The 22,530-nt window shown below is 58.0% G+C and carries 21 protein-coding genes and 3 pseudogenes; 19 read left to right on the top strand and 5 right to left on the bottom strand.

The features are described 5' to 3' along the window. Nucleotides 1–101: 101 nt before the first annotated feature. The 3 genes from BUB44_RS04360 to BUB44_RS04350 all read right to left on the bottom strand — a co-directional run bounded on the left by BUB44_RS04360 (nucleotide 102) and on the right by BUB44_RS04350 (nucleotide 969). Entirely contained in the window at nucleotides 102–248 is a 147-nt protein-coding gene (locus BUB44_RS04360; protein WP_073163478.1) for a YvrJ family protein, read from the bottom strand. A 155-nt stretch (nucleotides 249–403) separates the two neighbouring features. Then, nucleotides 404–637, bottom strand: a complete 234-nt coding sequence (locus BUB44_RS04355; protein ID WP_027355841.1) for a DUF2922 domain-containing protein — start codon at nucleotides 635–637, stop codon at nucleotides 404–406. 107 nt (nucleotides 638–744) lie between these two features. Further along, entirely contained in the window at nucleotides 745–969 is a 225-nt protein-coding gene (locus tag BUB44_RS04350) for a DUF1659 domain-containing protein (protein ID WP_073163476.1), read from the bottom strand. Nucleotides 970–1,205: 236 nt separating this feature from the next. On the opposite strand from BUB44_RS04350, the gene metK reads away from it, so the two are divergent. From metK to BUB44_RS04330, 4 genes are all read left to right on the top strand, one after another. Continuing rightward, on the top strand, nucleotides 1,206–2,396 hold the full coding sequence (metK, locus tag BUB44_RS04345) for a methionine adenosyltransferase (protein WP_242655838.1): 1,191 nt from the start codon (nucleotides 1,206–1,208) through the stop codon (nucleotides 2,394–2,396). A 167-nt stretch (nucleotides 2,397–2,563) separates the two neighbouring features. Continuing rightward, the gene (locus BUB44_RS04340; RefSeq protein WP_073163472.1) at nucleotides 2,564–3,043 is read left to right on the top strand and encodes a hypothetical protein; all 480 of its coding nucleotides are present in this window, start codon (nucleotides 2,564–2,566) and stop codon (nucleotides 3,041–3,043) included. A 67-nt stretch (nucleotides 3,044–3,110) separates the two neighbouring features. Further along, nucleotides 3,111–4,811, top strand: coding sequence for a sensor domain-containing diguanylate cyclase (locus BUB44_RS04335; protein ID WP_073163471.1), 1,701 nt, complete (start codon nucleotides 3,111–3,113; stop codon nucleotides 4,809–4,811). Then, complete coding sequence (locus tag BUB44_RS04330) at nucleotides 4,808–5,704, top strand: ComF family protein (RefSeq protein WP_131821577.1); 897 nt, start codon at nucleotides 4,808–4,810, stop codon at nucleotides 5,702–5,704. Before BUB44_RS04335 ends, BUB44_RS04330 begins: the two co-directional genes overlap by 4 nt. A gap of 106 nt (nucleotides 5,705–5,810) precedes the next feature. On the opposite strand, the pseudogene BUB44_RS15755 reads toward BUB44_RS04330, so the two are convergent. Then, nucleotides 5,811–5,945: pseudogene (locus BUB44_RS15755) on the bottom strand (ISNCY family transposase); the annotation flags it as partial. Nucleotides 5,946–6,427: 482 nt separating this feature from the next. Between BUB44_RS15755 and BUB44_RS04325 the strand changes: the two are divergent. The 6 genes and pseudogenes from BUB44_RS04325 to BUB44_RS15310 form a co-directional block, all read left to right on the top strand. After that, nucleotides 6,428–7,810: an ammonium transporter gene (locus tag BUB44_RS04325; RefSeq protein WP_073163540.1), complete on the top strand. Its 1,383-nt coding sequence runs from the start codon at nucleotides 6,428–6,430 to the stop codon at nucleotides 7,808–7,810. A 60-nt stretch (nucleotides 7,811–7,870) separates the two neighbouring features. Then, nucleotides 7,871–8,209 (top strand): P-II family nitrogen regulator, encoded by a 339-nt coding sequence (locus BUB44_RS04320; protein WP_013824337.1) that lies wholly within the window; start codon nucleotides 7,871–7,873, stop codon nucleotides 8,207–8,209. Nucleotides 8,210–8,420: 211 nt separating this feature from the next. Further along, a pseudogene (locus BUB44_RS04315) lies at nucleotides 8,421–8,732 on the top strand (P-loop NTPase family protein); the annotation flags it as partial. 46 nt (nucleotides 8,733–8,778) lie between these two features. Further along, nucleotides 8,779–8,916: a hypothetical protein gene (locus BUB44_RS15315; protein ID WP_165611001.1), complete on the top strand. Its 138-nt coding sequence runs from the start codon at nucleotides 8,779–8,781 to the stop codon at nucleotides 8,914–8,916. Between the two features lie 24 nt (nucleotides 8,917–8,940). Continuing rightward, on the top strand, nucleotides 8,941–9,504 hold the full coding sequence (locus tag BUB44_RS15080; protein ID WP_083543085.1) for a beta/alpha barrel domain-containing protein: 564 nt from the start codon (nucleotides 8,941–8,943) through the stop codon (nucleotides 9,502–9,504). Nucleotides 9,505–9,633: 129 nt separating this feature from the next. Continuing rightward, nucleotides 9,634–10,341: pseudogene (locus BUB44_RS15310) on the top strand (methyl-accepting chemotaxis protein); the annotation flags it as partial. A 74-nt stretch (nucleotides 10,342–10,415) separates the two neighbouring features. Here BUB44_RS15310 and BUB44_RS04300 read toward each other — a convergent pair. Further along, nucleotides 10,416–10,988: a Uma2 family endonuclease gene (locus BUB44_RS04300; protein ID WP_073163468.1), complete on the bottom strand. Its 573-nt coding sequence runs from the start codon at nucleotides 10,986–10,988 to the stop codon at nucleotides 10,416–10,418. 579 nt (nucleotides 10,989–11,567) lie between these two features. Here BUB44_RS04300 and BUB44_RS04295 point away from each other — a divergent pair. The 9 genes from BUB44_RS04295 (at nucleotide 11,568) to BUB44_RS04255 (ending at nucleotide 22,463) form a co-directional block, all read left to right on the top strand. Next, nucleotides 11,568–13,376, top strand: a complete 1,809-nt coding sequence (locus BUB44_RS04295; protein ID WP_073163466.1) for an NAD+ synthase — start codon at nucleotides 11,568–11,570, stop codon at nucleotides 13,374–13,376. A gap of 123 nt (nucleotides 13,377–13,499) precedes the next feature. Then, a complete protein-coding gene (locus BUB44_RS04290) occupies nucleotides 13,500–13,697 on the top strand; it encodes a cold shock domain-containing protein (RefSeq protein WP_027355836.1) in 198 nt (65 codons plus the stop codon). A 126-nt stretch (nucleotides 13,698–13,823) separates the two neighbouring features. Further along, nucleotides 13,824–14,348, top strand: coding sequence for a ribosome hibernation-promoting factor, HPF/YfiA family (hpf, locus tag BUB44_RS04285; RefSeq protein ID WP_027355835.1), 525 nt, complete (start codon nucleotides 13,824–13,826; stop codon nucleotides 14,346–14,348). 134 nt (nucleotides 14,349–14,482) lie between these two features. Beyond that, nucleotides 14,483–17,122 carry a preprotein translocase subunit SecA gene (secA, locus tag BUB44_RS04280; RefSeq protein ID WP_073163464.1) on the top strand — a complete coding sequence of 880 codons (2,640 nt, stop codon included), beginning with the start codon at nucleotides 14,483–14,485 and terminating at the stop codon, nucleotides 17,120–17,122. Between the two features lie 30 nt (nucleotides 17,123–17,152). Next, a protein-coding gene (gene prfB / locus BUB44_RS04275; RefSeq protein ID WP_114362075.1) for a peptide chain release factor 2 occupies nucleotides 17,153–18,254 on the top strand; the annotation gives its coding sequence in 2 pieces (ribosomal slippage) (nucleotides 17,153–17,221 and nucleotides 17,223–18,254; 1,101 coding nt in all). Between the two features lie 124 nt (nucleotides 18,255–18,378). Further along, nucleotides 18,379–18,747 (top strand): hypothetical protein, encoded by a 369-nt coding sequence (locus BUB44_RS04270; protein WP_073163460.1) that lies wholly within the window; start codon nucleotides 18,379–18,381, stop codon nucleotides 18,745–18,747. A 74-nt stretch (nucleotides 18,748–18,821) separates the two neighbouring features. Beyond that, nucleotides 18,822–19,109 (top strand): hypothetical protein, encoded by a 288-nt coding sequence (locus BUB44_RS04265; RefSeq protein ID WP_073163458.1) that lies wholly within the window; start codon nucleotides 18,822–18,824, stop codon nucleotides 19,107–19,109. A gap of 428 nt (nucleotides 19,110–19,537) precedes the next feature. Continuing rightward, on the top strand, nucleotides 19,538–20,905 hold the full coding sequence (locus tag BUB44_RS04260; protein ID WP_073163457.1) for a sensor histidine kinase: 1,368 nt from the start codon (nucleotides 19,538–19,540) through the stop codon (nucleotides 20,903–20,905). A 34-nt stretch (nucleotides 20,906–20,939) separates the two neighbouring features. Then, the gene (locus BUB44_RS04255; RefSeq protein ID WP_073163455.1) at nucleotides 20,940–22,463 is read left to right on the top strand and encodes an efflux RND transporter periplasmic adaptor subunit; all 1,524 of its coding nucleotides are present in this window, start codon (nucleotides 20,940–20,942) and stop codon (nucleotides 22,461–22,463) included. Nucleotides 22,464–22,530 lie beyond the last annotated feature (67 nt).

Below are 22,530 nucleotides of genomic sequence, written 5' to 3'. Positions count from 1 at the left end.
CCATTTCATTCAGTTTGGCTTTGATCTGTACGGGGTGGAATCTTAATGGCAAAGTGCCGGCGGTAAAAGTGAGCGGTCCTGTAGTTTTCCGGCCGGGTTTGCTACTTCCGCAGGGCGTTCACCGCCTGGGCAAGCCCGGCGATGCTGGCGGCCAGGTTCTCCAGCCTGGCTTCAATGCGCACCAGCAGGTAGGCGGTGACCACAATGGGAAAACCCAGGTTGCCTACAGCCTGCAAAATGGTTTCCACAAGGCAGCACCTCCGGATATGAGAAGTGAGAGGTGAGAAGTGGGATTTAGAAGGTATTCGGCTAAAGCCGAATACCAACCTTAGAATCCCTTCTTATCTCGGGGAGGCCGGCCCCCGGCAGTGTTGCCGGGGGCCGGGATGTTGAAGGGGATGGTCTAGGCCGGGTCGTACAGGTCGTTGGTGGTGCGGTCGACAATCTGCACATCCTGCTTGGATACCAGGGCGCCGCCGCCGGTTTGGAAGACGTTTTTGCTGATGATCAGGTCCATGACGGCTTCAATTTCGGCGGCGGTAATATTGTCCCGGGGGTTGTCCAGGCTGATGGTAAAGTTGGAGCCGCTTTCATTCTTAAAAACCATGCGCAGGGTCTGGGTGGTGGTGATGGCCACTTAAAAGCACCTCCTTGTGGTCTTAAATGATAACAGCCGTTCTGTTACACGGATTTGGGTCATGAGCGGGACCTGTTTAACACGGGTCCCGCTTCAAACACCGGCCGTTAGGCCTGGAGCAGGCGGACGTTATCGATCCGGTTTACTCCCGCCAGGGGGTATTCCTGGAGGCCGGCCAGCGCCTGGGCCACATCGAAAAGATCCTCATCGGCGGCGTCGGGACGGATGTTGTTCAGGTTCTTGTTGCGGTAAACCGGGTTGCCCTCATCATCCATTCCGGTCTGCAGGACCAGCCGCAGGACAGTGGTACCGGGAACTCTGTTTACAGCCATAAAGGAACACCTCCTCATAGAACTAACCATCGAACACGTGTTCGAGTAACCCTATTATACCCCGGCCGGGAGATGCCGTCAAGCCCAGAATATGTAAATATATGTCATATTCTGGGTGTAAGGGCCGGGTGAATTAGCTCTTTTCAGCCCGGTTCTGGAATTAATTTGACACTGCTCCGGGCTTTCTGCTAGAATAGTCGTGGCAGTTTTTGCCCGCAGTTATGGAGGTGTTTGGATTGACCAGGAGACTATTTACTTCGGAATCGGTAACCGAAGGTCACCCGGACAAGGTGGCCGATCAAATTTCTGACGCCATCCTGGATGAGATTATTGCCCAGGACCCGAATGCCCGGGTGGCCTGCGAAACGCTGGTCACCACCGGTTTGATTCTGGTAGCCGGTGAGATTACCACCAGGTGCTATGTGGATATTCCCCGGATTGCCCGGGAAACGGTGCGGGAGATAGGCTACACCCGGGCCAAATACGGCTTTGACTGCGACACCTGCGCGGTGATAACTTCCATTGACGAGCAATCGCCGGATATTGCCATGGGCGTGAACAAAGCCCTGGAGGCCCGCTCGGGGGAGATGACCGACTCGGAGATCGAGGCCATTGGCGCCGGGGACCAGGGCATGATGTTTGGTTTTGCCACCAATGAAACAAAGGAATTCATGCCCCTGCCCATTGCCCTGGCCCACCGGCTGGCCCGCCGGCTGGCCACGGTGCGGAAGACCCGGGAACTGCCCTACCTGCGTCCCGACGGCAAGGTGCAGGTGACGGTGGAATATGAGGACGACCGGCCGGTGCGCCTGGATACGGTGGTCATTTCGGCCCAGCATCACCCGCGGGTACCCCTGGACCAGATCCGGGAGGACCTGATTGAAAAGGTTATCCGGCCGGTCATACCGCCGGAACTGCTCAACTCCACCACCCGCTACTTCATCAACCCCACCGGCCGTTTTGTCATCGGCGGCCCGCAGGGCGATACGGGCCTCACCGGGCGCAAGATAATTGTGGATACCTACGGTGGTATGGCCCGCCACGGCGGCGGCTGCTTTTCCGGCAAGGATCCCACCAAGGTGGACCGCTCCGCCAGCTATGCCGCCCGCTATGTGGCCAAAAATATTGTGGCTGCCGGGCTGGCCGATAAGTGCGAGGTACAGCTGGCCTACGCCATCGGCGTGGCCCGCCCGGTATCCATCATGGTGGACACCTTCGGTACCGGTAAGGTCAGTGATGAGCTGCTGGTCAGGCTGATCCGGGAACATTTTGACCTGCGGCCGGCCGGAATCATTAAGGCCCTCGATTTGCGCCGGCCCATTTACCGCCGCACCGCCGCCTACGGCCACTTCGGCCGCACCGATATCGACCTCCCCTGGGAGCGTACCGACAAGGCGGAAATCCTGCGCAAAGAAGCGGGAGCGTAGAAAGGCGGGCACATAATAAGAGCATCCGGGAACTCCGGGAATATTAGGAATATTATTTAATACGATTTAAAAACGCCTTAAAACGCCTTTAAAACGCCGCTGACCCTTTCACCCCCGCCGGCGGTCCTGCATATGGTGGAGCAGGAGCGAAAACGGGGGTGATTGTCTTGCTGGTGCAGTTTCTCCTGGCGCTCTGGCTGGCGTGGCTGGTGGCGGTTGTGGTGAAGGTATGCCGCCTGGTCCTGGTTTACCGCCGTTATGCCGGGAGAAGCCGGGGAAAACTGGTGCTGCTCCTTTCCAACCAGGAACAGGCCTGCGAGGGATTTTTACGCCGGTTGGCCTCCGGGTGTGAGCTTTTGCTGCCCCGGATGGAGCTGGCCGTGGTGGTGGGTGAAGACAGCAGCGACGATACTTCCGGTATTGCCCGCATCCTCGGCCGTCAGCTGGGTTTCACCGTCATACCGGCTCAAGGAGCGGCCGGGGCGGAAAAAGCTGCCCTTTCGGCCATGCTGGCCCGCCTGCCGGGGGAACCCCGGAACGGCCTGGCCGGCGGGGACCCTCCCACCTGGTATTACGATGCCCGGGGGTTGCAGGGCAAGCACCTTTTGCGCACACCCGTACTGCGTCAGGTGAGCTGGGCGGCCTGAGGATGCCGGGAGGTGAACGGCCTTTTCCTGTCGAAATAACTCCCTGAGGTGAGGAGTTTTGAAGGGAATGCGTCGCCTTACCCACGTTGCCTGCACCTGGCTGGTTGTTGGCCTGGGTGCGTGGGTACTGGCACGCCTTTTTTCTTCCCTGGATCTGGATTACGGCGGGCATTTTCTTGTTTTTGCCGGCCTGGGGGTGGCCGCGGAATGGCTGGCGGTGAATTTTCCCCACGGCCAGCTGTCGGGGGGGTTCGCCCTGGTCCTGGCCACCTTCATCCTTTTTGGCGCACCGGCAGCCGCCTGGACGGGAGCCCTGGCCACCCTGATCAGCCAGGGATTCTGGCCCCGGGGCAACTCCCTGAGGACCGTTTTGTTCAATGCCGCCCAGCATGTGCTGGCAGTAATGGCGGGCAATTATGCCTGCCACCGGCTGGCAGGCCCGGCTGGCGATCAGATCTCAACGGGGCAGGTGGCCGGCCTCCTGGCCTTCTCGGGAGTGTATTTTCTGGTAAATCACCTGCTGGTCTCCCTGTACATTACCACTTCCGGGAAGTACCGCCACCCCCTGCTCTCCCGGGGGGATGCCCTGCGCTGGGACGGGCTGACCTGCCTGTTCTGCATACCGGCCGGGCTGCTTATGAGTTATTTATACCGCGAAACGGGCCTGTCCGGTGTGGTGCTGCTTTCCCTCCTCCTGCTGGTCATCCAGTTCGTCCTGCGCCTGTACGTGCATACGGAGCTGGCCAACAGGGAGTTGCTGGCCCTTTACCACGTGGCCCGGGCGCTCAATCAGAAGCTGGATGTGCAGGAAATCCTGAACCTGGTGCTGAAGGAGACCAGGCGGGTGGTGTCCTACCACAGCGGGGTGGTTTACCTGTGGTCGGGGGAGAAGTGCTGCTATGAAGCCCGGGCCGCTGCCGGCCCGTTCAGGGATAAATTAGCCGGGAGCATGATCTTTAAGGGGGAAGGCTTCACCGGCTGGGTGGCGGAAAAAGGTGAGCCGGAAATTATTTATAACGCGCGGGAGGATCCCCGGGTTCGCCACGAGCCGGGGTTGTTCCAGGTGCTGCGCTCCTTTATGATCATTCCCCTCCTGGCCGACAACCGGAAGGTGGGGATTCTGGTGGTCGGGGATAAACGCCCGTTTGCTTTTCATGAAAACCACCTGCATACCATATCCGTAATTTGCGGCCAGGCAGCGGTGGCCATTGCCAGCACGCTGCTGATGAAGCAGCTGGAGGACAGTGCCAATACCGATGGCCTGACGGGTATTTATAACCACCGCTATTTCACCTACCGGCTCGGGGTTGAGCTCCGGTACGCCCGGGAAACGGGCCTGCCCCTGGCGCTGATCATGCTGGATGTGGATAATTTTAAACTAATCAACGACCGATTCGGCCACGTTGCCGGGGATGCGGTGCTGGTGGAACTGGCCCGGCTCCTCCGGGATGCCGTGGGCGAGAGGGGTGTGGTCTGCCGTTACGGCGGGGAGGAATTTGCCATTCTCCTGCCCGGCTGTGATGCCGCCCGGGCCGGCGAACTGGCCGAAGATTTGAGGCGGATGGTGCGGGAACATCATTTTGCGGTTAAGGACATGCCCCGGCAGGTGCGGATAAGCCTGGGTGTGGCGGGTTACCCCCGGGATGCACGGGATGCGGATATGCTGGTAAAAATGGCCGATCGGGCCCTCTATGGTGCTAAGAGGACGGGCAAGGATCGCGTGGTACTGTACGGGCAGCTGGCCGACCTGCCGCGGCAGGAATGGTGAAAACCGGCCGGCGGGTGTATCTCCTGTGCCGGGCGGCAGTATGCGGGACGGGTGAGATCGGGGAGCTGAGCGGGGTGTTTCGTCTTTTAATCCCCCTGCGGGAGTTGTGGAGTGATTTTCTGGACCTGTTGTTCCCCCCGCCCCGGGGATGCCCCCTGTGTGGTGCCGGGGCGGAAGGGGAAGGGTTCTGCCCCCGGTGCCGGGAGATGTTCCTGGAGCACAGGGCGCCGGTCGGCTGCACGGTTTGCGGCTGCTTTCCGGTGCGGCCCGGAACGGGCGGCGGTGTCTCCGGCGGTCCCGGCGGCAGGTCTTTCCCCCGCGCCCTCTGCCCCCACTGCAGAAGCGATCGCCCGCCTTTCAAAGCGGCCCGGGCTGCCGGCCCCTACGAAGGCGTGCTGAAAGAGGCCGTCCTGCGCCTGAAGTTCCGCGGGGAGCGGAGGCTGGCCCGGCCCCTGGCATACCTGCTGGCCGCGGTGGCCCGGGAGATGGTCCCTCCCGGGACAGTTCCCCTGGTGGTTCCGGTGCCCATTTCCAGCAGGCGCCTGGCGTTGAGGGGTTTTAACCAGGCCGAATTGCTGGCCGGGGAGCTGTGCACGGCACTGGGCTGGCCCCTGGTGCCGGCGCTGCGCAAGGTGCGGGAAACCCTCCCCCAGACCGGCCTGTCCCGCGCCGCACGCTTGAGCAATTTATCCGGTTCCTTTGCCGCCGTTCCCGGTGTCCTGCCGCCGGGGCGCGTGGTGGTCCTGGTGGATGATGTAATCACCACCGGCTCCACGGCCCGGGAGTGTACCTCTGTTCTCCTGGCTGCGGGTGCGGCAGCGGTATACGTCCTTACCGTGGCCGCACCTTACTGCCCGGCCACTACCCCTGCCGGGCCGCCGGCCGGGGGATAGAAAGCTTACCAACAACTTATCCAGAACCCACAGAGGTTGTCCGGCGGGTTATTAACAGGTTTATCCACATTATCCACAGGATTTTCATCCACAGGGCAGGTTATCCACCAGCCAAGCGGAGCTCAACTACCAGGCGGCTCTGTAGAGTACCCCAGAGGCGCTCTATGCGTCCTATAGCCTGGGGGGAGCGAGCGGGGATATGATTAATACCCAACTCGGCAATGGCTCGGTCAAGCTGGGTTAAAGGGGCAGTTTGGCCGGCCAGGTCCGGTGACATAAACTTTAAAAAGGTGTTGACAACAAATTCTCCCTGACTTATAATCTGAACAGAGGCAGATACAGGGGAGTATCTAAGGAGGCAGTGGCACTTTCTAACGGAAGGTTCCGTTAGGAGCGGTTTATCTCATACAAACGGGTTATCCAATGGTGGAGATCAAGCAAAGGCGCTTTTTCAGAAGGTTTGTCTTCTGAAGGGCGCCTTTTTATCATACCAGCGTGAGCTCAAAGCAAGGGTGCTTTAAAGGGAGCAATGTTGCTCCATTAAAGCACCCTTTTTGCGTTTTGCAGGAAACGTCCCGCCGGTGAATTGGCGCCGTTCACCCCGGGCGATAAGATACAGGCCATCTTCAGCCGTTACAGCAGGGTCCGGAGACTGCAGTGGCTGGAGGTGCAGAAACCAGGGTAGGTTTAGATAGGAGGTTGGTGTAAGTGTACAGGCGAATCATGAATGGCCTTTACCTTTTACCCCTGGTATTGCTGGCCGCACCCGGTCTGGCCTGGGCCGAAGAGGCTCAAATTGATACGGGAGATACCGCATTCATACTTATCTCTGCAGCACTGGTGATGCTCATGACCCTGCCCGGAGTGGCCCTGTTCTACGGTGGTATGGTCAGGCGCAAGAATACCCTCAGCACGATCATGCAAAGCCTGTTTATCATGGCCTTGATTTCAGTACAGTGGGTGCTCTGGGGTTACAGCCTGGCTTTTGGTCCCGATCAAGGGGGGTTAATCGGTGACCTTTCCTGGCTTGGCTTAAACGGTGTGGGTCAAGAACCCAATGCCGATTATTCGGCTACCATTCCGCACATGGCTTTTATGGCCTTCCAGATGATGTTTGCGGTCATTACGGCAGCCCTGATTACCGGGTCCTTTGCTGAGCGCATGCGTTTCCCGGCTTTTGTAGCCTTTACCCTGCTCTGGTCGACTTTCGTTTACGACCCCCTGGCTCACTGGGTATGGGGCGTTGACGGCTGGTTGCGCAACCTGGGCGCCCTGGACTTTGCTGGCGGCACGGTGGTGCACATTTCCTCCGGCGTATCCGGCCTGATCGCCGCCCTGGTGCTGGGCCGGCGCAAGGGTTACGGTTCGGAGCCGATGGTGCCCCATAACCTGCCCCTTACGGTCCTGGGAGCGGCGCTGCTGTGGTTTGGGTGGTTCGGCTTTAACGCCGGCAGCGCCCTTTCGGCCAGCGGCCTGGCGGCCAGCGCCTTTGTGGTGACCAACACGGCCGCTGCAGCGGCAGCCCTCTCCTGGGTCTTTGCCGAGTGGATCCGTCACGGCAAGCCTACCGTGCTTGGTGGCGCCAGCGGCCTGGTGGCCGGTCTGGTGGCCATCACCCCCGCTTCCGGCTTTGTCGGTCCCATTCCTGCCGTAATCATCGGCCTGGTGGCCGGCGTGGTCTGCTACCTGGCGGTGAGTGTGGTCAAGACCCGGCTGGGTTATGATGATTCACTTGACGCTTTCGGCGTGCACGGTATCGGCGGTACGTGGGGCGCGCTGGCCACCGGCCTGTTTGCTTCCAGGGCTGTTAACCCTGCCGGTGTTGACGGGCTGCTCTTTGGCAACCCCCATCAGCTGTGGATCCAGTTTATCAGCGTACTGGCCAGCTGGCTATTTGCCGCCGTTATGACTTTCATCATCCTCAAGGTGGTGGGATTGTTCTTCAAGTTGCGGGCCAGCGAAGATGAAGAGGTACAGGGTCTGGATATCACCCAGCATGGTGAGGATGCCTACTCAGACATGGTGCTGGGCGCACCGGTGAGCCACATTCAAAGCTTATCGGGTTCTCATTCTACCGTGGTCACTACCAGGGAAGCCGGTGTGTAAGATAAATTAAAGCTGCTTTTTCCCGGGACATGGACTACGTGAAGTAAAGGGGGAACCTCAATGACCAAAATTGAATGCATCATCCGCCCCGGTAAGTTGGAAGACGTTAAAGATGCTTTGGGAAGATTCGGCATACATGGTATGACCGTATCGCAGGTCATCGGCTGTGGCCTGCAAAAGGGTCGCACCGAGGTTTACCGGGGTACGGAATACAGCATTAACCTGCTGCCCAAAATCAAAGTGGAAATTGTCATTGCCGATAAATTTGTAGATGAGGTGGTAAAGCTGGTTACCGAAGCCGCACGTACCGGTGAAATCGGCGACGGCAAGATCTTTACCTATCCGGTGGAAAACGCCATTCGCATTCGTACCGGTGAAACCGGTGAAAGCGCCATCTGATGATTCCCTGGAAAAGGCAATTGCTACTCGCAGGTGAGGTTTTCCTGGCGTTAAAACAAAGATGTTTGAGAACTGGCATTGGCGCCCCGGGTTTAAAGGATCTACCCTTCTCCCTTAATCCCGTGGCGCCTCTTAAATTTAGTGAACAGTGAAGTTGTTGCGGGCAAAGGTGCCGGTATCCCCCCGGGGAAACGGCACCTTTTTACATTAAATCACCACCCAGCAAAATACCGCTGCCGCCCTGGCCCATTTCTACGGGAAAAAAGTTTTGATCCATGGCTGCGATCCCAGGGCGGACTGCACGCGGCTGATTCTTGGCGGCAAGCCGCAGGAGACGGTGATGGATACCCTGCGGGAATTCGGAGAGGACGCGGTGACCATCGAGCGGGTAGTAAAGACCGGGTTTTGCGGGATCAGGTGTGTCGAGTCCGGGGGGCCGGAACCGGGTGTTGGTTGTGCCGGTAGGGGTGTGATCACGGCCATCAGTTTGATGGAAGAGCTGGGTGCTTACACGCCGGACCTGGCGGGGGGACGGCTGTCGCGAAAGACGTGAGGGGAGGAATGAGATCATGCCTGTGGTAAGAATGAAGTGCAACGAAACGATTCCCGAGCGGGATAAGCATATTTACCGCACAGAAAAGGAGAAATCCATAATTCCCGCCTGTAATATCGCCACCATTCCGGGGGATATGACCGAGCGCGGGTGAGCTTTTGCCGGTGCCCGCGGGGTGATGGAGCCGGTGGCCCTGGCCGGTGGTACGGCCAGCAAGACCTTCGTTCACGATGTGGAGGCCATCCTGGCCGAAGCGGGGTACGAAGGCGAACCGCCGCTGATCATTAATGGCGGTAATGGCGGTGACCTGTTTGAGTTTGAGGAGTACCTGAAAAAACAAACCGCGCCTCGCCTGGCCCGGGAGCTGGGCGCGGAGCGTCTGCGGTACTGTGACACCGTGGGCGTCCTGGACCCGTTTACCACCTTTGAACGCCTCGTCTGGCTGAAGGAGCGGGTGGATCTGGAGCTGGAATTCCACGGCCACAACGACTTCGGCCTGGCCACGGCCAACGCCCTGGCGGCGGTGAAGGCGGGCGTGGAGTGGGTGGATGTTACCGTCGGCGGGATGGGGGAAAGGGCGGGGAACACTTCCCTGGAGGAGCTATACCGGGTAATTGCCGGACTTTACGGTCTGGACCCGGGACTGAACACCCGTTATCTCCCCCTTCTGGGCCGCTTCGTGGCCCGGGCCGCCGGGCGGCCCTCCCCGGAATACGGGGAAAAACAGGGATGTTACGCTTGAAAACAGTATCCGGGTGGTAGATTTCCCTTCGCCGTGGTGCTAAAATAATCGGAGAAGGGCAAAGGCGCTCTTTCCCGCTTCTTTCAACGAAGAAAGATTTTTTATGATCAGAGAAAGGGGCAGGAGGGAATGGAGAGGAAGACGGGATTGGCGGTGACGCGCTTTGTCCTTCCGGTTATCTTTGGCGGGTTGGCGGGCATCATTCCGGGCTGGTGGTGGCCGCTTCCGGTGGCCGTACCGGCCGGCGCATTCCTGGGGGCACTGGTGGCTACGGTAGTGGTTACTTCTTATTGCAGGCGGGAAAACAGGAGGTTATTAGGCAAACTAGCAGCCGGGATCAAAAGCCGCCGGGCCGGTAAAGAGGCGGAAGTGGATCTTCCGGCTGTACATGATTTATGGCAGGAGATAAAGGAGCAGGTGGACAGGGCACGCATCCTGTCCAGGGATTACCGGGTGACGGCGGAACAGGTTTCCGCCGCCGTGGAACAGATGTCCCTGGTCAGCCGGAACGCCCGGCAGGCCGTGGCAACCTTTCAAAAACTGCAGGAGGCCGCCAGGGCCATCTCCGGACTCGGTCAGGAACTGGGCCGGGAGGCGGAGGCAAACCGGCGGCTGGTGGAAAAGTGCCGGGAAGTGCTCCAAAGGGTGCTGGAGGCCGTCAACCGCATCCGTTCCGACTTTTCCCGCCTGGCCGGCGAGATCGGCACGTTGAGCCAGGCCGTGAACCAGGTGGACGAAATTGTGGCCAGCATCGGGCAGATATCCCAGCACACCCGGCTCCTTTCCCTGAACGCCGCCATAGAAGCGGCCCGGGCCGGCGAGCACGGCCGGGGTTTTACCACGGAAATTAAATGAACCCCGCCTTGAGGGGGAATGTCTTGCAGGGATGAGAATTCTTGTGCGGATCAACATTAAGGCATTTGTACAAGTAGCTCTGCCACCTCTATTTTAAGCCCGTCGAGAAGAGCGGAGGTCACCACTCCCTGGCGCCTCACTTGCTGGTGCAGTGTGAACCGGCCATCCTTGTTCAGGTATATTTCCACCGTTTCATCTTCCGGGTCCACGATCCAGTATTCCTTTACCCCGTATCTTTCGTAAACCCTGTATTTTTTTCGCAGGTCATAATAGGCGGTGGAGGGGGAGAGAATTTCCACCACCAGGTCGGGGGCGCCGTTAATTTTATTGTGTTCGATAATATGGGTTCTTTCTCTGGATATGAAGATGATATCCGGCTGGAAGGTTTCCTCGTGATTAAAATAAACATCCACGGGAGAAACCAGAACGGTGCCCCTGTTCTCTTTTGTCTGGTAATTCAAGAAATGGCCCAGCAGGCGGACCAGGACGAGTTGGTGAAATGTAGATGGAGAAGGTGTCATAACCAGCTTCCCTCCGATCAGCTGGTAGGGTGCGCCTTCGGGCAGCCTGGCGTAATCTTCATAGGTGTATAACTCTTTTGGGGGGATCTCAATGGAGGTCCGGTTCATTAGCATAACCTCCCGAAACCATCAATTATTACCATCGAACCAATGGGAAGGAATGATTTTTTATCGGGTATAGATGATCACCTTTGGTTAGCACTGTAGGAACAGAAGCACCTAGCACTGCAGCAATTATAAGAAATGACTTAATAAATTTCAAAGAAATCGATACCCTCTTCTTAACGTCTGACGTCAAGGGATACGCCAAACCCCACCCCACCAATGCCGGCGTGTACCTTGAAGTGATTTTTCCCAGCTGATACCCTGACACCTACGGAACCAAGGGCAGCCGAGCCTCCTGTGTTTCTATTATATACTGCAGTTTTCTGCTTTTCATAGTACCCATTGCCGAAAACCCGGACCGCACAAACACAGATTAGCATATAAAGAAGGGGCTTTCTGCCCCGGACCGAATTTTGTCGCTCCTGGGCAGGGGCGCCGGGTTTTAAAGCCCGCCCTTGCCAGGCAGTATTGTTTTTGTTACAATACGGGCAGGGAAACAATCAGGGCAATGGGGCCCCGGCCATACGCTTTTCGAGCGGAGGGCGGGGTTTTATTTTGGCTGCGGAAAGAGGGTTTAGTCAAATGCGCATAGCCCTGGCCCAGTTGAATCCCACCATCGGGGACGTGGGCGGCAACACGGGTAAAATGAGGAAGGTCGTGGAGGCGGCCCGGCAGGCCGGCGCGGATCTGGTGGTCTTTCCCGAACTGGCCGTAACGGGCTACCCGCCCCGGGACCTGCTCTGCCGGAGGGATTTTCTGCAGCGGGTGGAAAGGGTGCTGGTAGAAGAGATTGCCCCCTTGAGCCGGGAGGCGGCCCTTATTGTCGGTGCCCCGGTGCGGGGAGAAAAGGCGGACCGGGATTATCTTTACAATGCCGCACTGCTTTATGCGGAAGGTAAGCTGGCCGGCCGCCAGGACAAAAGCCTTTTGCCCAATTACGACGTGTTTGACGAAAGCCGCTATTTCCGCCCGGCCGGGCGAAGGATTCCGGTGCAACTGGGAGAGTGGAGCCTTGGCCTGACCATCTGCGAGGACATCTGGAACGATAAGGACTACTGGAACCGGCAGCTTTACGAGGTGGATCCGGTGGAGGAACTGGTGGCCCGGGGTGTGGATCTGATAGTGAACATTTCCGCTTCCCCATATCACTACGGTAAAGTCGGGCTGCGCCTGGACATGCTCCAGAGCATCGCCCGCAAGTATCACCGGCCCGTAATCTATGTCAACCAGATCGGGGGTAATGATGAGCTGATCTTCGACGGCACCAGCCTGGCCGTGGACGCCAGGGGTAATGTGGTCTGCCTGGCGGGCAGCTTTGAGGAAGATTTGCTGGTGCTGGAAATGGGGCGGCAGAAGTCCGGGGCGACATGGATGAAGCCGGTTGGAAAAGCTGCGGGTGCCGGCTGCAGCACCTGGAGGGAAAATGCCGGTGGTGCCCCCGGTCATGCCAGCACAACGGATTCCTGCGGCAGTTCTCCGGAGGGAGTAGATGCCGGCAGTAACGCCGGTTGCACCTCGTCCAGCGTTGAAGCACCGGCGGCGGTGCTCCTGCAGGAGGACATCAGTTACGTTTACCGGGCGCTGGTGCTGGGAATCGCCGACTATATGCGGAAGACCGGTTTCAAAAAGGTCGTTATCGGCCTGAGCGGGGGTATTGATTCTTCCGTCACGGCCGCCCTGGCCGCCGCTGCCCTGGGACCGGAAAATGTACTGGGAGTTTCCATGCCCTCCCGTTACTCCTCTCCCGGTAGCCGTTCCGATGCCCGGAAGCTGGCGGAAAACCTGGGGATTGCCTTCCGGGAGATACCTATCGAAGAAGTGTTCAGCACCTTCTTAAAGGTCATGAACCGGGACGGTTCCCCCTGCGGAGACCTGGCGGAGGAGAACATCCAGGCCCGCATCCGGGGTAACATCCTCATGTTCATCTCCAACCGGGAGGGATACCTCACCCTCACCACCGGCAACAAGTCCGAGATGGCCGTGGGTTACTGCACCCTCTACGGCGACATGTCCGGAGGGCTGGCGGTGCTGGCCGATGTGCCCAAGGTGATGGTGTACCAGCTGGCCCGCTATATTAACCGGGAGCGGGAAATCATTCCCGAAAGCGTTTTGGTGAAACCCCCGTCGGCGGAACTGAGGCCCAACCAGGTGGACCAGGATTCCCTTCCCCCCTACGAGGTGCTGGATGCCATCCTGCAGGCATACATCGAAGAAGAGAAGCCGGCTGATGAAATTGCCGCCCTGGGGTTTGACCAGGCACTGGTGCGGGAAGTGATCCGCAAGGTGGACCGGGCCGAATACAAGCGCCGCCAGGCCGCTCCCGGGCTGCGGGTGACCTCCAGGGCCTTCGGCATGGGCCGGCGTATGCCCATTGCCTGGCGGGTGGAGTAGAACCACTGAATCTTGATACGGACCGGCCGGATGGCAACCCTTGACAATGGGAGCTGAATATGTTAGTATTCAGCTACGTGTGTGTGCAAGCACCCACGGGATTTTATGCTGGGAGGAATGTTCATGCAAGGCAAGGTCAAATGGTTCAGTGCCGAGAAAGGTTACGGCTTCATCGAGGGGGAGGACGGCAAGGACGTATTTGTCCACTTCTCGGCCATCCAGGAAGAAGGGTTCAAAACCCTCAACGAGGGGCAGCTTGTGGAGTTTGACATCGTCGAGGGTGCCCGTGGGCCTCAGGCCGCCAATGTGGTGAAGTTGTAGGTTCAGGAAGCAAAACCCCGGCCCGGTGCCGGGGTTTTTGGTATTTTTGGCAGGCTGCAGGCAGGAATTCCGGCCATTTTCGGGAATAATATTAATACCAGGGACCAGAAAGGAGAGGGTGCCAGGATGAAAGTACAGGTACGGGGAAGAAACGTGGAAGTAACCAACGCCCTGAAGGAGTATGTGGAGAAGCGCCTTGGTAAGCTGGAAAGATACCTCGATTTAATTGAAGAGGCGCAGGTAACCCTCACCGTGGAAAAGGATTCCCACCGGGTGGAAGTGACCATCCCCATTAACGGCATTATTCTGCGGGGCGAAGAAACCACCGGCGACATGTATGCCTCCATCGATCTGGTGGTGGAAAAGCTGGAAAAACAAATCGATCGCTACAAGGGCAAGCTGTACCGCCGCCTGGGCCGCCAGAACATGGAGGTGAAGGCCGGGGAGGAAGAAGCCAGGGAAGAAAACGGCCCGCCGATTGTACGTACCAAGAAGTTTGCCGTGAAGCCCATGTCGGTTGACGAAGCGGTAATGCAGATGAACCTGCTGGGGCACAGCTTCTTTGTCTTTACCAACGCGGACACGGAAAAGGTCAACGTGGTCTACCGCCGCAAGGACGGCAGGTACGGCCTGATTGAACCGGAATTTTAAAAAGCAGGCCTGCCGGTGGTTCCGCCGGCTCCGGCCCGCACTTGAAACCGTTCCCGGCGGGTGCTACAATAATACGGGAATTATTTTAGGAAGAGGAACCTTGATGGTTCCTCTTCTTTACGAAGGTGATTTTTATGCTCAAATTGCTGCGTAACTGGCTGGATGACAACGCGCGGGAAATCAAACGCCTGCAGCGGACGGTGGATCAGATAAATGCCCTGGAAGGGGAGATTTCCGCCCTTTCCGACGATGACCTGCGCGCCAAAACCGGTGAGTTCAAGGAGCGCCTGGCCAGGGGCGCCACCCTGGACGACTTCCTGCCCGAAGCCTTTGCCGTGGTACGGGAGGTCAGCCGGCGGGTCCTGGACATGCGCCATTTTGACGTGCAGCTTATGGGGGGCATTGTCCTGCACCAGGGGAAAATTGCCGAAATGAAAACCGGTGAAGGTAAAACCCTGGTGGCCACCCTGCCGGTCTATCTCAATGCCCTGACCGGCCGGGGGGTTCACGTGGTCACGGTGAACGATTACCTGGCCCGCCGGGACAGCGAGTGGATGGGCCGGATTTATAAGTTTCTGGGCCTTTCCGTGGGGCTTATCGTACACGGGCTGGACACGGCCGAACGGCGTAAGGCCTACGCTGCCGACGTAACCTACGGCACCAACAACGAATTCGGCTTTGACTACCTGCGGGACAATATGGCCATCCACCCGGACCAGCTGGTGCAGCGGGAACTCCATTACGCCATCGTGGACGAGGTGGACAGCATTCTCATCGATGAGGCCCGCACCCCCCTGATCATTTCCGGCCAGGCCGACAGGGCCACCGATCTGTACTACACCTTTGCCCGCCTGGTACCCAGGCTGCAGAAGGATGTCGACTATACGGTGGACGAAAAGGCCCATTCGGTCACCCTCACGGAAGAGGGTGTGGCCAGGGTGGAAAAAATGCTCGGGGTGGAAAACCTTTACGATGATCAGCACCTGCAGCTCACCCATCACCTGAACCAGGCCTTAAAGGCCCATGCCCTGATGAAGCGGGACCGGGATTACGTGGTCAAGGACGGTCAGGTGATTATTGTGGACGAGTTCACCGGCCGGCTCATGTTCGGCCGGCGGTACAGCGACGGGCTGCACCAGGCCATAGAGGCCAAGGAAGGGGTGCGGGTGGAGCGGGAGTCCCAGACCCTGGCCACCATCACCTTCCAGAACTACTTCCGCATGTATGAAAAGCTGGCCGGGATGACGGGTACCGCGGCCACGGAGCAGGAAGAGTTCCGCAAAATCTACGGGCTGGACGTGGTGGTCATCCCCACCCACAAGCCCATGATCCGCAGGGACCTCCCCGATGTAGTCTACAAGACCGAGCAGGCCAAGTTCCGGGCAGTGGTGGAGGAAATCGCCCGCCGCCACGCTACCGGGCAGCCGGTGCTGGTGGGCACCATCTCCATCGAAAAATCGGAGCTTTTGAGCCGGATGCTCAAAAAGCGGGGCATTCCCCACCAGGTGCTGAATGCCAAGTACCACGAGAAGGAAGCGGAAATCGTGGCCCAGGCCGGGCGGCTGGGAGCGGTGACCATTGCCACCAACATGGCCGGCCGGGGTACGGACATCCTTCTGGGTGGCAACCCGGAATTCCTGGCCCAGGCCGAGCTGCGCCAGCAGGGGTACGACCCGGCCGATGAGGATCCCCGGGTGCAGGAGCTCTACCGGGCCACCCTGGAGAAATACAGGAAGATTACCGATGAGGAGCACAAAAAGGTGGTGGCCCTGGGCGGCCTGCACATCATCGGTACCGAACGCCATGAGAGCCGGCGCATTGATAACCAGCTGCGGGGCCGGGCGGGCCGCCAGGGGGACCCCGGTTCGAGCCAGTTCTTTATCTCCCTGGAAGACGACCTGATGCGCCTGTTCGGTTCGGAGAATATTGCCGGCATTATGGACCGGCTGGGCATTGAGGAGGATATGCCCATCGAGCACAGCCTGGTGACCAAATCCATCGAGACGGCCCAGAAGCGGGTGGAAAGCCGCAACTTTGACATCCGCAAGCACGTCCTGCAGTATGACGACGTGATGAACCAGCAGCGGGAAGTTATCTACCGCCAGCGGCGGCAGGTGCTCATGGGGGAAAACCTCAAGGAAGTTGTCCTGCAGACCATTATACAAACCGTGGAGCGGGCGGTGGATACCTACTGCCCCGAGGGAGTTCACGAAGAAGAATGGGACCTGGCGGGGCTTTTGCATTATGCCGCCCAGCACTTCCTTCCCGACCACAAGCTGACTCCAGAGGATTTCACCGATATGGGGCGGCGGCAGATCGTGGAAGAGCTAAAAGAAAAAGCTCTCGCCGCCTACGAGGCCCGGGAAGCCGAACTGGGTGCCGATGTGCTGCGGGAACTGGAACGGGTTCTCTTGCTCCGCATAGTGGATGAAAAGTGGATGGACCACCTGGACGCTATGGACCAGCTGCGGGAGGGCATAGGCCTCCGGGCCTACGGGCAGAAGGACCCCCTGGTGGAGTATAAATTTGAAGCCTACGAAATGTTCCAGAATATGATTGCCAGCATCCAGGAGGACCTGGTCCGCTACATTTACCGGGTTAACGTGGTGCAGGCTCCCCAGCCGCAGCAGCGGCAGCTGGTGGAAAACCGCTACCAGGAAGAAGGTCCCCGGCAGCCGGTGCGGCGGGAGCAGAAGGTGGGCCGCAACGATCCCTGCCCCTGCGGCAGCGGCAAGAAATACAAGAAATGCTGCGGCCGGGCGGCGGCAAGTTAAAGCCATCAAATAATAAGAGGTGAACAGGTTATGTACGCCGAACTGTCCCGGGAACTGGAGAACCTGGGCAAACGCATCGAAGAATTGAGGGTTTCTCTTTGACATCGCCAGGAAGGAAGAGGAAATAAAGCGCCTGGAAGAAACCATGATGGACCCGGGTTTCTGGAATGATCCGGAAAAAGCCCAGCAGGTGACGCAGAAACTGGCCGCCTTAAAGGACCGGGTGGCCCAGTACCGGGAGCTGGCCCGGGCTCACGAGGACCTGGCCGTCCTCCTGGCCCTGGGGGAAGAAGAGGAGGACGAGACGGTGGCCCGGGAGGTGGCCGGGGAGCTGAAGAAGCTGGCCCGGCGGGTGGAGAAAATGGAGCTGGAGGTGCTGCTGAACGGCCCCTACGACCGGGGGAATGCCATTGTCTCCCTCCATGCCGGGGCCGGCGGCACCGAGGCCCAGGACTGGGTGGAGATGCTCCTGCGCATGTACACCCGCTGGGCGGAGGAAAAGGGCTACCGGGTGACCATCATGGATATGCTGCCCGGTGACGAGGCGGGCATAAAAAGCGTCACCTTTTCCGTAGCCGGTCCCAATGCCTACGGTTACCTGCGGGCGGAAAAGGGTGTCCACCGGCTGGTGCGCATATCCCCCTTTGACGCCGCCGGGCGGCGGCATACCTCCTTTGCTTCGGTGGATGTGCTGCCCGAGGTGGAGGAGGATGTGAATTTGGAAATCAAACCCGAGGATCTGAAAATAGATACTTTCCGTTCCAGCGGGGCCGGCGGGCAGCACGTAAACAAGACCGAGTCGGCGGTGCGCATCACCCACCTGCCTACGGGCATTGTGGTCCAGTGCCAGAGCGAGCGCTCCCAGATTGCCAACCGCAATGCGGCCATGAAACTGCTCAGGGCTAAGCTGCTGGATCTGGAAATGAAGAAAAAGGAGGCCGAACTGGCCGCCCTGCGGGGCGAGCAGGCGGAAATTGCCTGGGGCAACCAGATCCGCTCCTACGTCTTTCACCCCTACAGCCTGGTCAAGGACCACCGCACCGGGGTGGAGGTGGGCAACGTCCAGGCGGTCATGGACGGGGAAATAGACGAATTTATTGCCGCCTATTTGCGGCAGAAGGCAAGGGGTTAAACCAGTGCGAGGGCACTGGTTTATATTATTTTCCACAATTCCTTGATAATATTTCCGCATTCCACCTGTATATTTTAAGTGTGGCGCCACATAAATACTAAATATTTACAGGGAGGAATGAGTAATGAACAAATGGAAAACGAGAATTATATCAACTGCCCTGGCATTGTCGCTACTGGTCCCGGTTGCCGCATTTGCAGCTGATGCCGGCACGGCTGAAAAAGATATACCTGTTAAAAAGGGATTGGCCTACCACCAGCGCCTTAACGGTGAGCAGCGCCAGCAAAATGAGGAAAAGCTGCTGGAAATGGTTAGCAAGTATACTCCGGAAATTCTGGAAGAGTGGAAAAATGCCCTTGCTGAGCGGGAGCAATTAAGGGGTGAGTTGAAGGAAAAGGCACCGGTGCAAAGGCAAAGACCTCAAATATCCGCTGAGGTGAAAGAAAAAGTCGAGGCCATCCAATCCGTAAAGATGTCGAGAACGGCAGGCTGACACCGGAACAGGCCAGGGAAGAGTTCAGAAAACTGGGGCTTGGCAGAGGGGAACCGCCCCAACTGCCCGCTGAGGTGAAAGAAAAAGTCGAAGCCATTCGCAAAGATGTCGAGAACGGCAAGCTGACGCCGGAACAGGCGAGGGAAGAATTCAAAAAACTGGGGCTCGGAAAAGAAGGCCCGCGCGTGCCGGGACCCGGTTCGTCCCGGGCTAACGGGGAAAAGCAGTTGATGGATGAGTTTAGAAAAGCAGTGGAGGCCGGTGATGAAGCCAGGATTAAAGAGCTGCTGCCGCAGCTTTTGAAACAACTGCAGGAAAGAAACAGGGAATTGCGTGAGGTGATGTTAAAAACAAATCAATAGACTGGTAAATGTCCGGTAGACCCGCTGTGTGTTAACCACAAAGGCACGGCGTTGTCCCATGCGGAAGCCCAGGGTAGCTGGCGGGACAACGCCGTGCCTTTCTAAAGTAGATAAACCGGCCGGCCTTTTCGCCGGCCGGGCTGCAGGTGTATGTGATTATCATGCTCATCATGCCTTGTTAATCTGCAACTTAACCGGTATTGCTCTGATAATCAGCTGGTGGTTATCGTTTTCACAATTTCCCATAATTCCTTGATGATTTTTCCGTATTTCACCTGTATATATAGATTTAAGTGTGATGCCACATAATTGCTAAATATTTACAGAAAGATAAAATAACTTGCATGATACGGGTTAAAGTTGCGGAAAAAAATGCCTGACCTCCGCATTGAAACCATATATGGCTTTGGATACAGGATGACGGTCAAATGAAAAAAATTTCGCTGACGGTAAAGATGTGGCTGGCCCTTTCGCTGGTCAGCCTTCTGGTGTATGTGATTGTCATGCTGATCATGCCCTTTCTGGTCCGCAACTTTTTTACGCTCAACATGATGGGGCCCCAGGCGCCGCCGGAGAAGCCACCCGAAAAAAACGCCCGGGGGGAAGCGCCGCCCCCCGCTCCACCTCCCGGTCCCCCTGTCCTGGGCAGGCCGGAATTCCGCATCCGTGATTTTATCGTCCTGGAGGACGGGACCACCATTCCCGCAGAGGCCGGGCAAATGTTTTCATCTTCGTTTATCCGGGAAATCCTGCAGAACGCCGTGGCCCAGAAAGCATCCGCCCGTCTGTATGAATATAACCGCGGCCAGGAAAATATCCGCTACGTCATAAGGAAGGAGCAGGCTTACGGGCGCCCCCTCTACCGGGTGGCGCTCATCAGGAAATCTGAAGAAGACAGGTTTATAAAATCCCTGCTGCTGAACTTTCTGGTGTTCACCGGTATTGCCCTGATAATCAGCTGGTTTGCCTCTCTTTTTATTGCCCGCTACCTGACCCGGCCCCTGATCCAAATGGAACGGCATGTGAAGCGTATTGCCAGCCGCAACTGGCACGAACCCCTGGAGGTGAAGCGTGGCGATGAAATAGGACGGCTGGCCCGCTCCATCGAGGTTATGCGCCGGCAGCTTGTCCGCCAGGACGAGATGCAGCAATCCATGCTGCAGAATATCTCCCACGAGCTGAAAACACCGGTCATGGTGATCCGCAGCTATGCCCAGGCCATCCAGGACGGGGTCTACCCGAAGGGCGATCTGGCCGGCAGCATCCGGGTGATTGACGAGGAGGGTGCGCGCCTGGAAAAGCTGGTCAAGCAGTTGCTTTACCTGACACGGCTTGATTACCTGGCCACGCGGGAAAGGGTTCAAAAAGAGGTAAAATTGAACACGCTGGTTGAAAATATAGTCCAGCGTCTATGCCCGCAGAGGCCGGAAATATCGTGCCGGATGGACCTGCAGCCGGTAAGTATTTCAGGGGATGAGGAGGTTCTGCGGGTTATGGTTGAAAACCTGCTGGAAAACCACCTGCGTTATGCGTCTTCACGCCTTGAGATCGACCTCGGGTTGGACAATGAAAAAAAAGGTGTAATCCTCCGTTTCTGGAACGACGGTTCCAGGATTGAGCCCCATATTCTCGAGCAACTTTTCCAGCCCTTCCATAAAGGGCGGGAGGGCAAATTCGGGCTGGGGCTGACCATAGTGCAGCGGATTGTTAAGATGTACCAGGGAGAGATCAGTTTGAAAAATGAGAGGGGCGGTGTATCTTCGACGGTTATCATTCCACTGGGGAACATTAATTGAAACCGGTTACCAGCTGAAATACGGGGGGAAGCGGATGCAAAGCGAGCCGAGTTTCTTTACCAGGCACCTTAAAATTGTTTCCGGTGTCTTCGGGAGAAAAAAAATAATCATCGGTATGGCGGCAATTTTCGTTTTGGTCGTGGCAGGCTTTTATTTTCTGGGTGGAACAAGAAAAGCGAGCGGGAGTTACCTCACCAGTACCGTCAAGAGGAGCACCATCACCAGCAGTATCCCGGCCAGCGGTGTGGTCGAGCCGGTGAAAACAGTTTCCCTGGGTTTTGAAAATGCCGAAGTAATCAAGAAAATATACGTAAAGGTGGGTGACCGGGTTACCGCCGGCCAGCTGCTGGCGGAACAGGACACCGCCAGCCTGGAAGCGCAGGTAATCCAGGCCTCGGCGAATTTGAAGGAGGCCACGGCCAATCTGGAGTTGCTCAAAGAAGGTTCGAGGCCGGAAGAAGTAGCCAGGGCCGAGGCGGACGTCAAAATGGCCCGGGCAAGCTACGACCTGGCGAAATCCAAGCTTGAGCGTTATAAGCAATTTTTCAATGAGGGGTACATTTCACAGGCCGACCTGGACCAGATAATTTCCGATTTTACCACCGCGGAGGCCAAATTGAAGCAGGCCGAGGAATCACTAAAGCTGCTCCAGGCGGGCAACCGCCCGGAAGACATCGCAGCAGCCGCCGCCCGGGTGGAAAGCTGCAGGGCGCAGCTCCAGATGGCCAGGAAAGACCTGGCGGAAGCCAAATTGTTCAGCCCCATAGACGGAATTGTAAGTGAAGTCAACGGTTCCGAGGGCCAGCGGGCTGCGGCCAACAACAACAACACCAGTGGAGGGGGGGTCGTCACCATTATTTCGGAAGCCCTGCAGGTCAGGGCTCAGGTAAACGAGGCCGACATCGGCAGGTTGAAGGTCGGCCAGAAGGCGGAGTTCACGGTCAACTCCTTCCCCAATAAAACCTTCACCGGCAGGGTGAGCAGCATCTCCCCCCAGGCGTACACGGAGTCCAACGTGCAGCTTTACGATGCGGTCATCCAGCTGGATAAAAACCAGGATGGGCTGATGGCCGGAATGCCCGCCAACGTGAATATAATCGTCGACAGGCATGAAAACGTCCTCACCGTGCCCAAAAGCGCCGTTACTTACGCCGTCAGTTACCTGAATAAAATGAGACAGGGCGGTGCCCCGGGGCAGCGGCCGTCCGGGAGCGACTCCGGTGGCGGACACACGGGCGGCGCAGGGGCCGGTGGAGCCGGTTCCGCCCGCGGCGGGGGCAATGAAAGCGGGACTTCCGGGGCGGCAGGGACGAATGAACAGGGACAGCAGGCCGTCGTCCTTGTCCTGGATAAATCCGGCAAACCCGCGCCCAGGCGGGTGGTTTTGGGGCTGGCGGATCTCACAAGCTATGAAGTACTGGAGGGTCTTGAGGAAGGGGATTTGGTGGTGATAGGTTCCCTGGATCAGGAAACAGGAAGTACGAGCAGCCGGGGCGGCAGCATGCCGTTTATGCCCGGCGGTATGCCTCCCGGCGGGGGTGGTGGCGGAAGGCGCTGACCGGGAAGGACGGTCCGCAGCAAACGGGTAGCGTAATTAACCGGTACCGTGGGCTGGCGAAAAGTTC

The organism is Desulfofundulus australicus DSM 11792, assembly GCF_900129285.1.
GTDB classification, from domain to species: Bacteria; Bacillota; Desulfotomaculia; order Desulfotomaculales; family Desulfovirgulaceae; genus Desulfofundulus; species Desulfofundulus australicus.
This window is presented reverse-complemented; position numbering and strand designations above follow the sequence as displayed.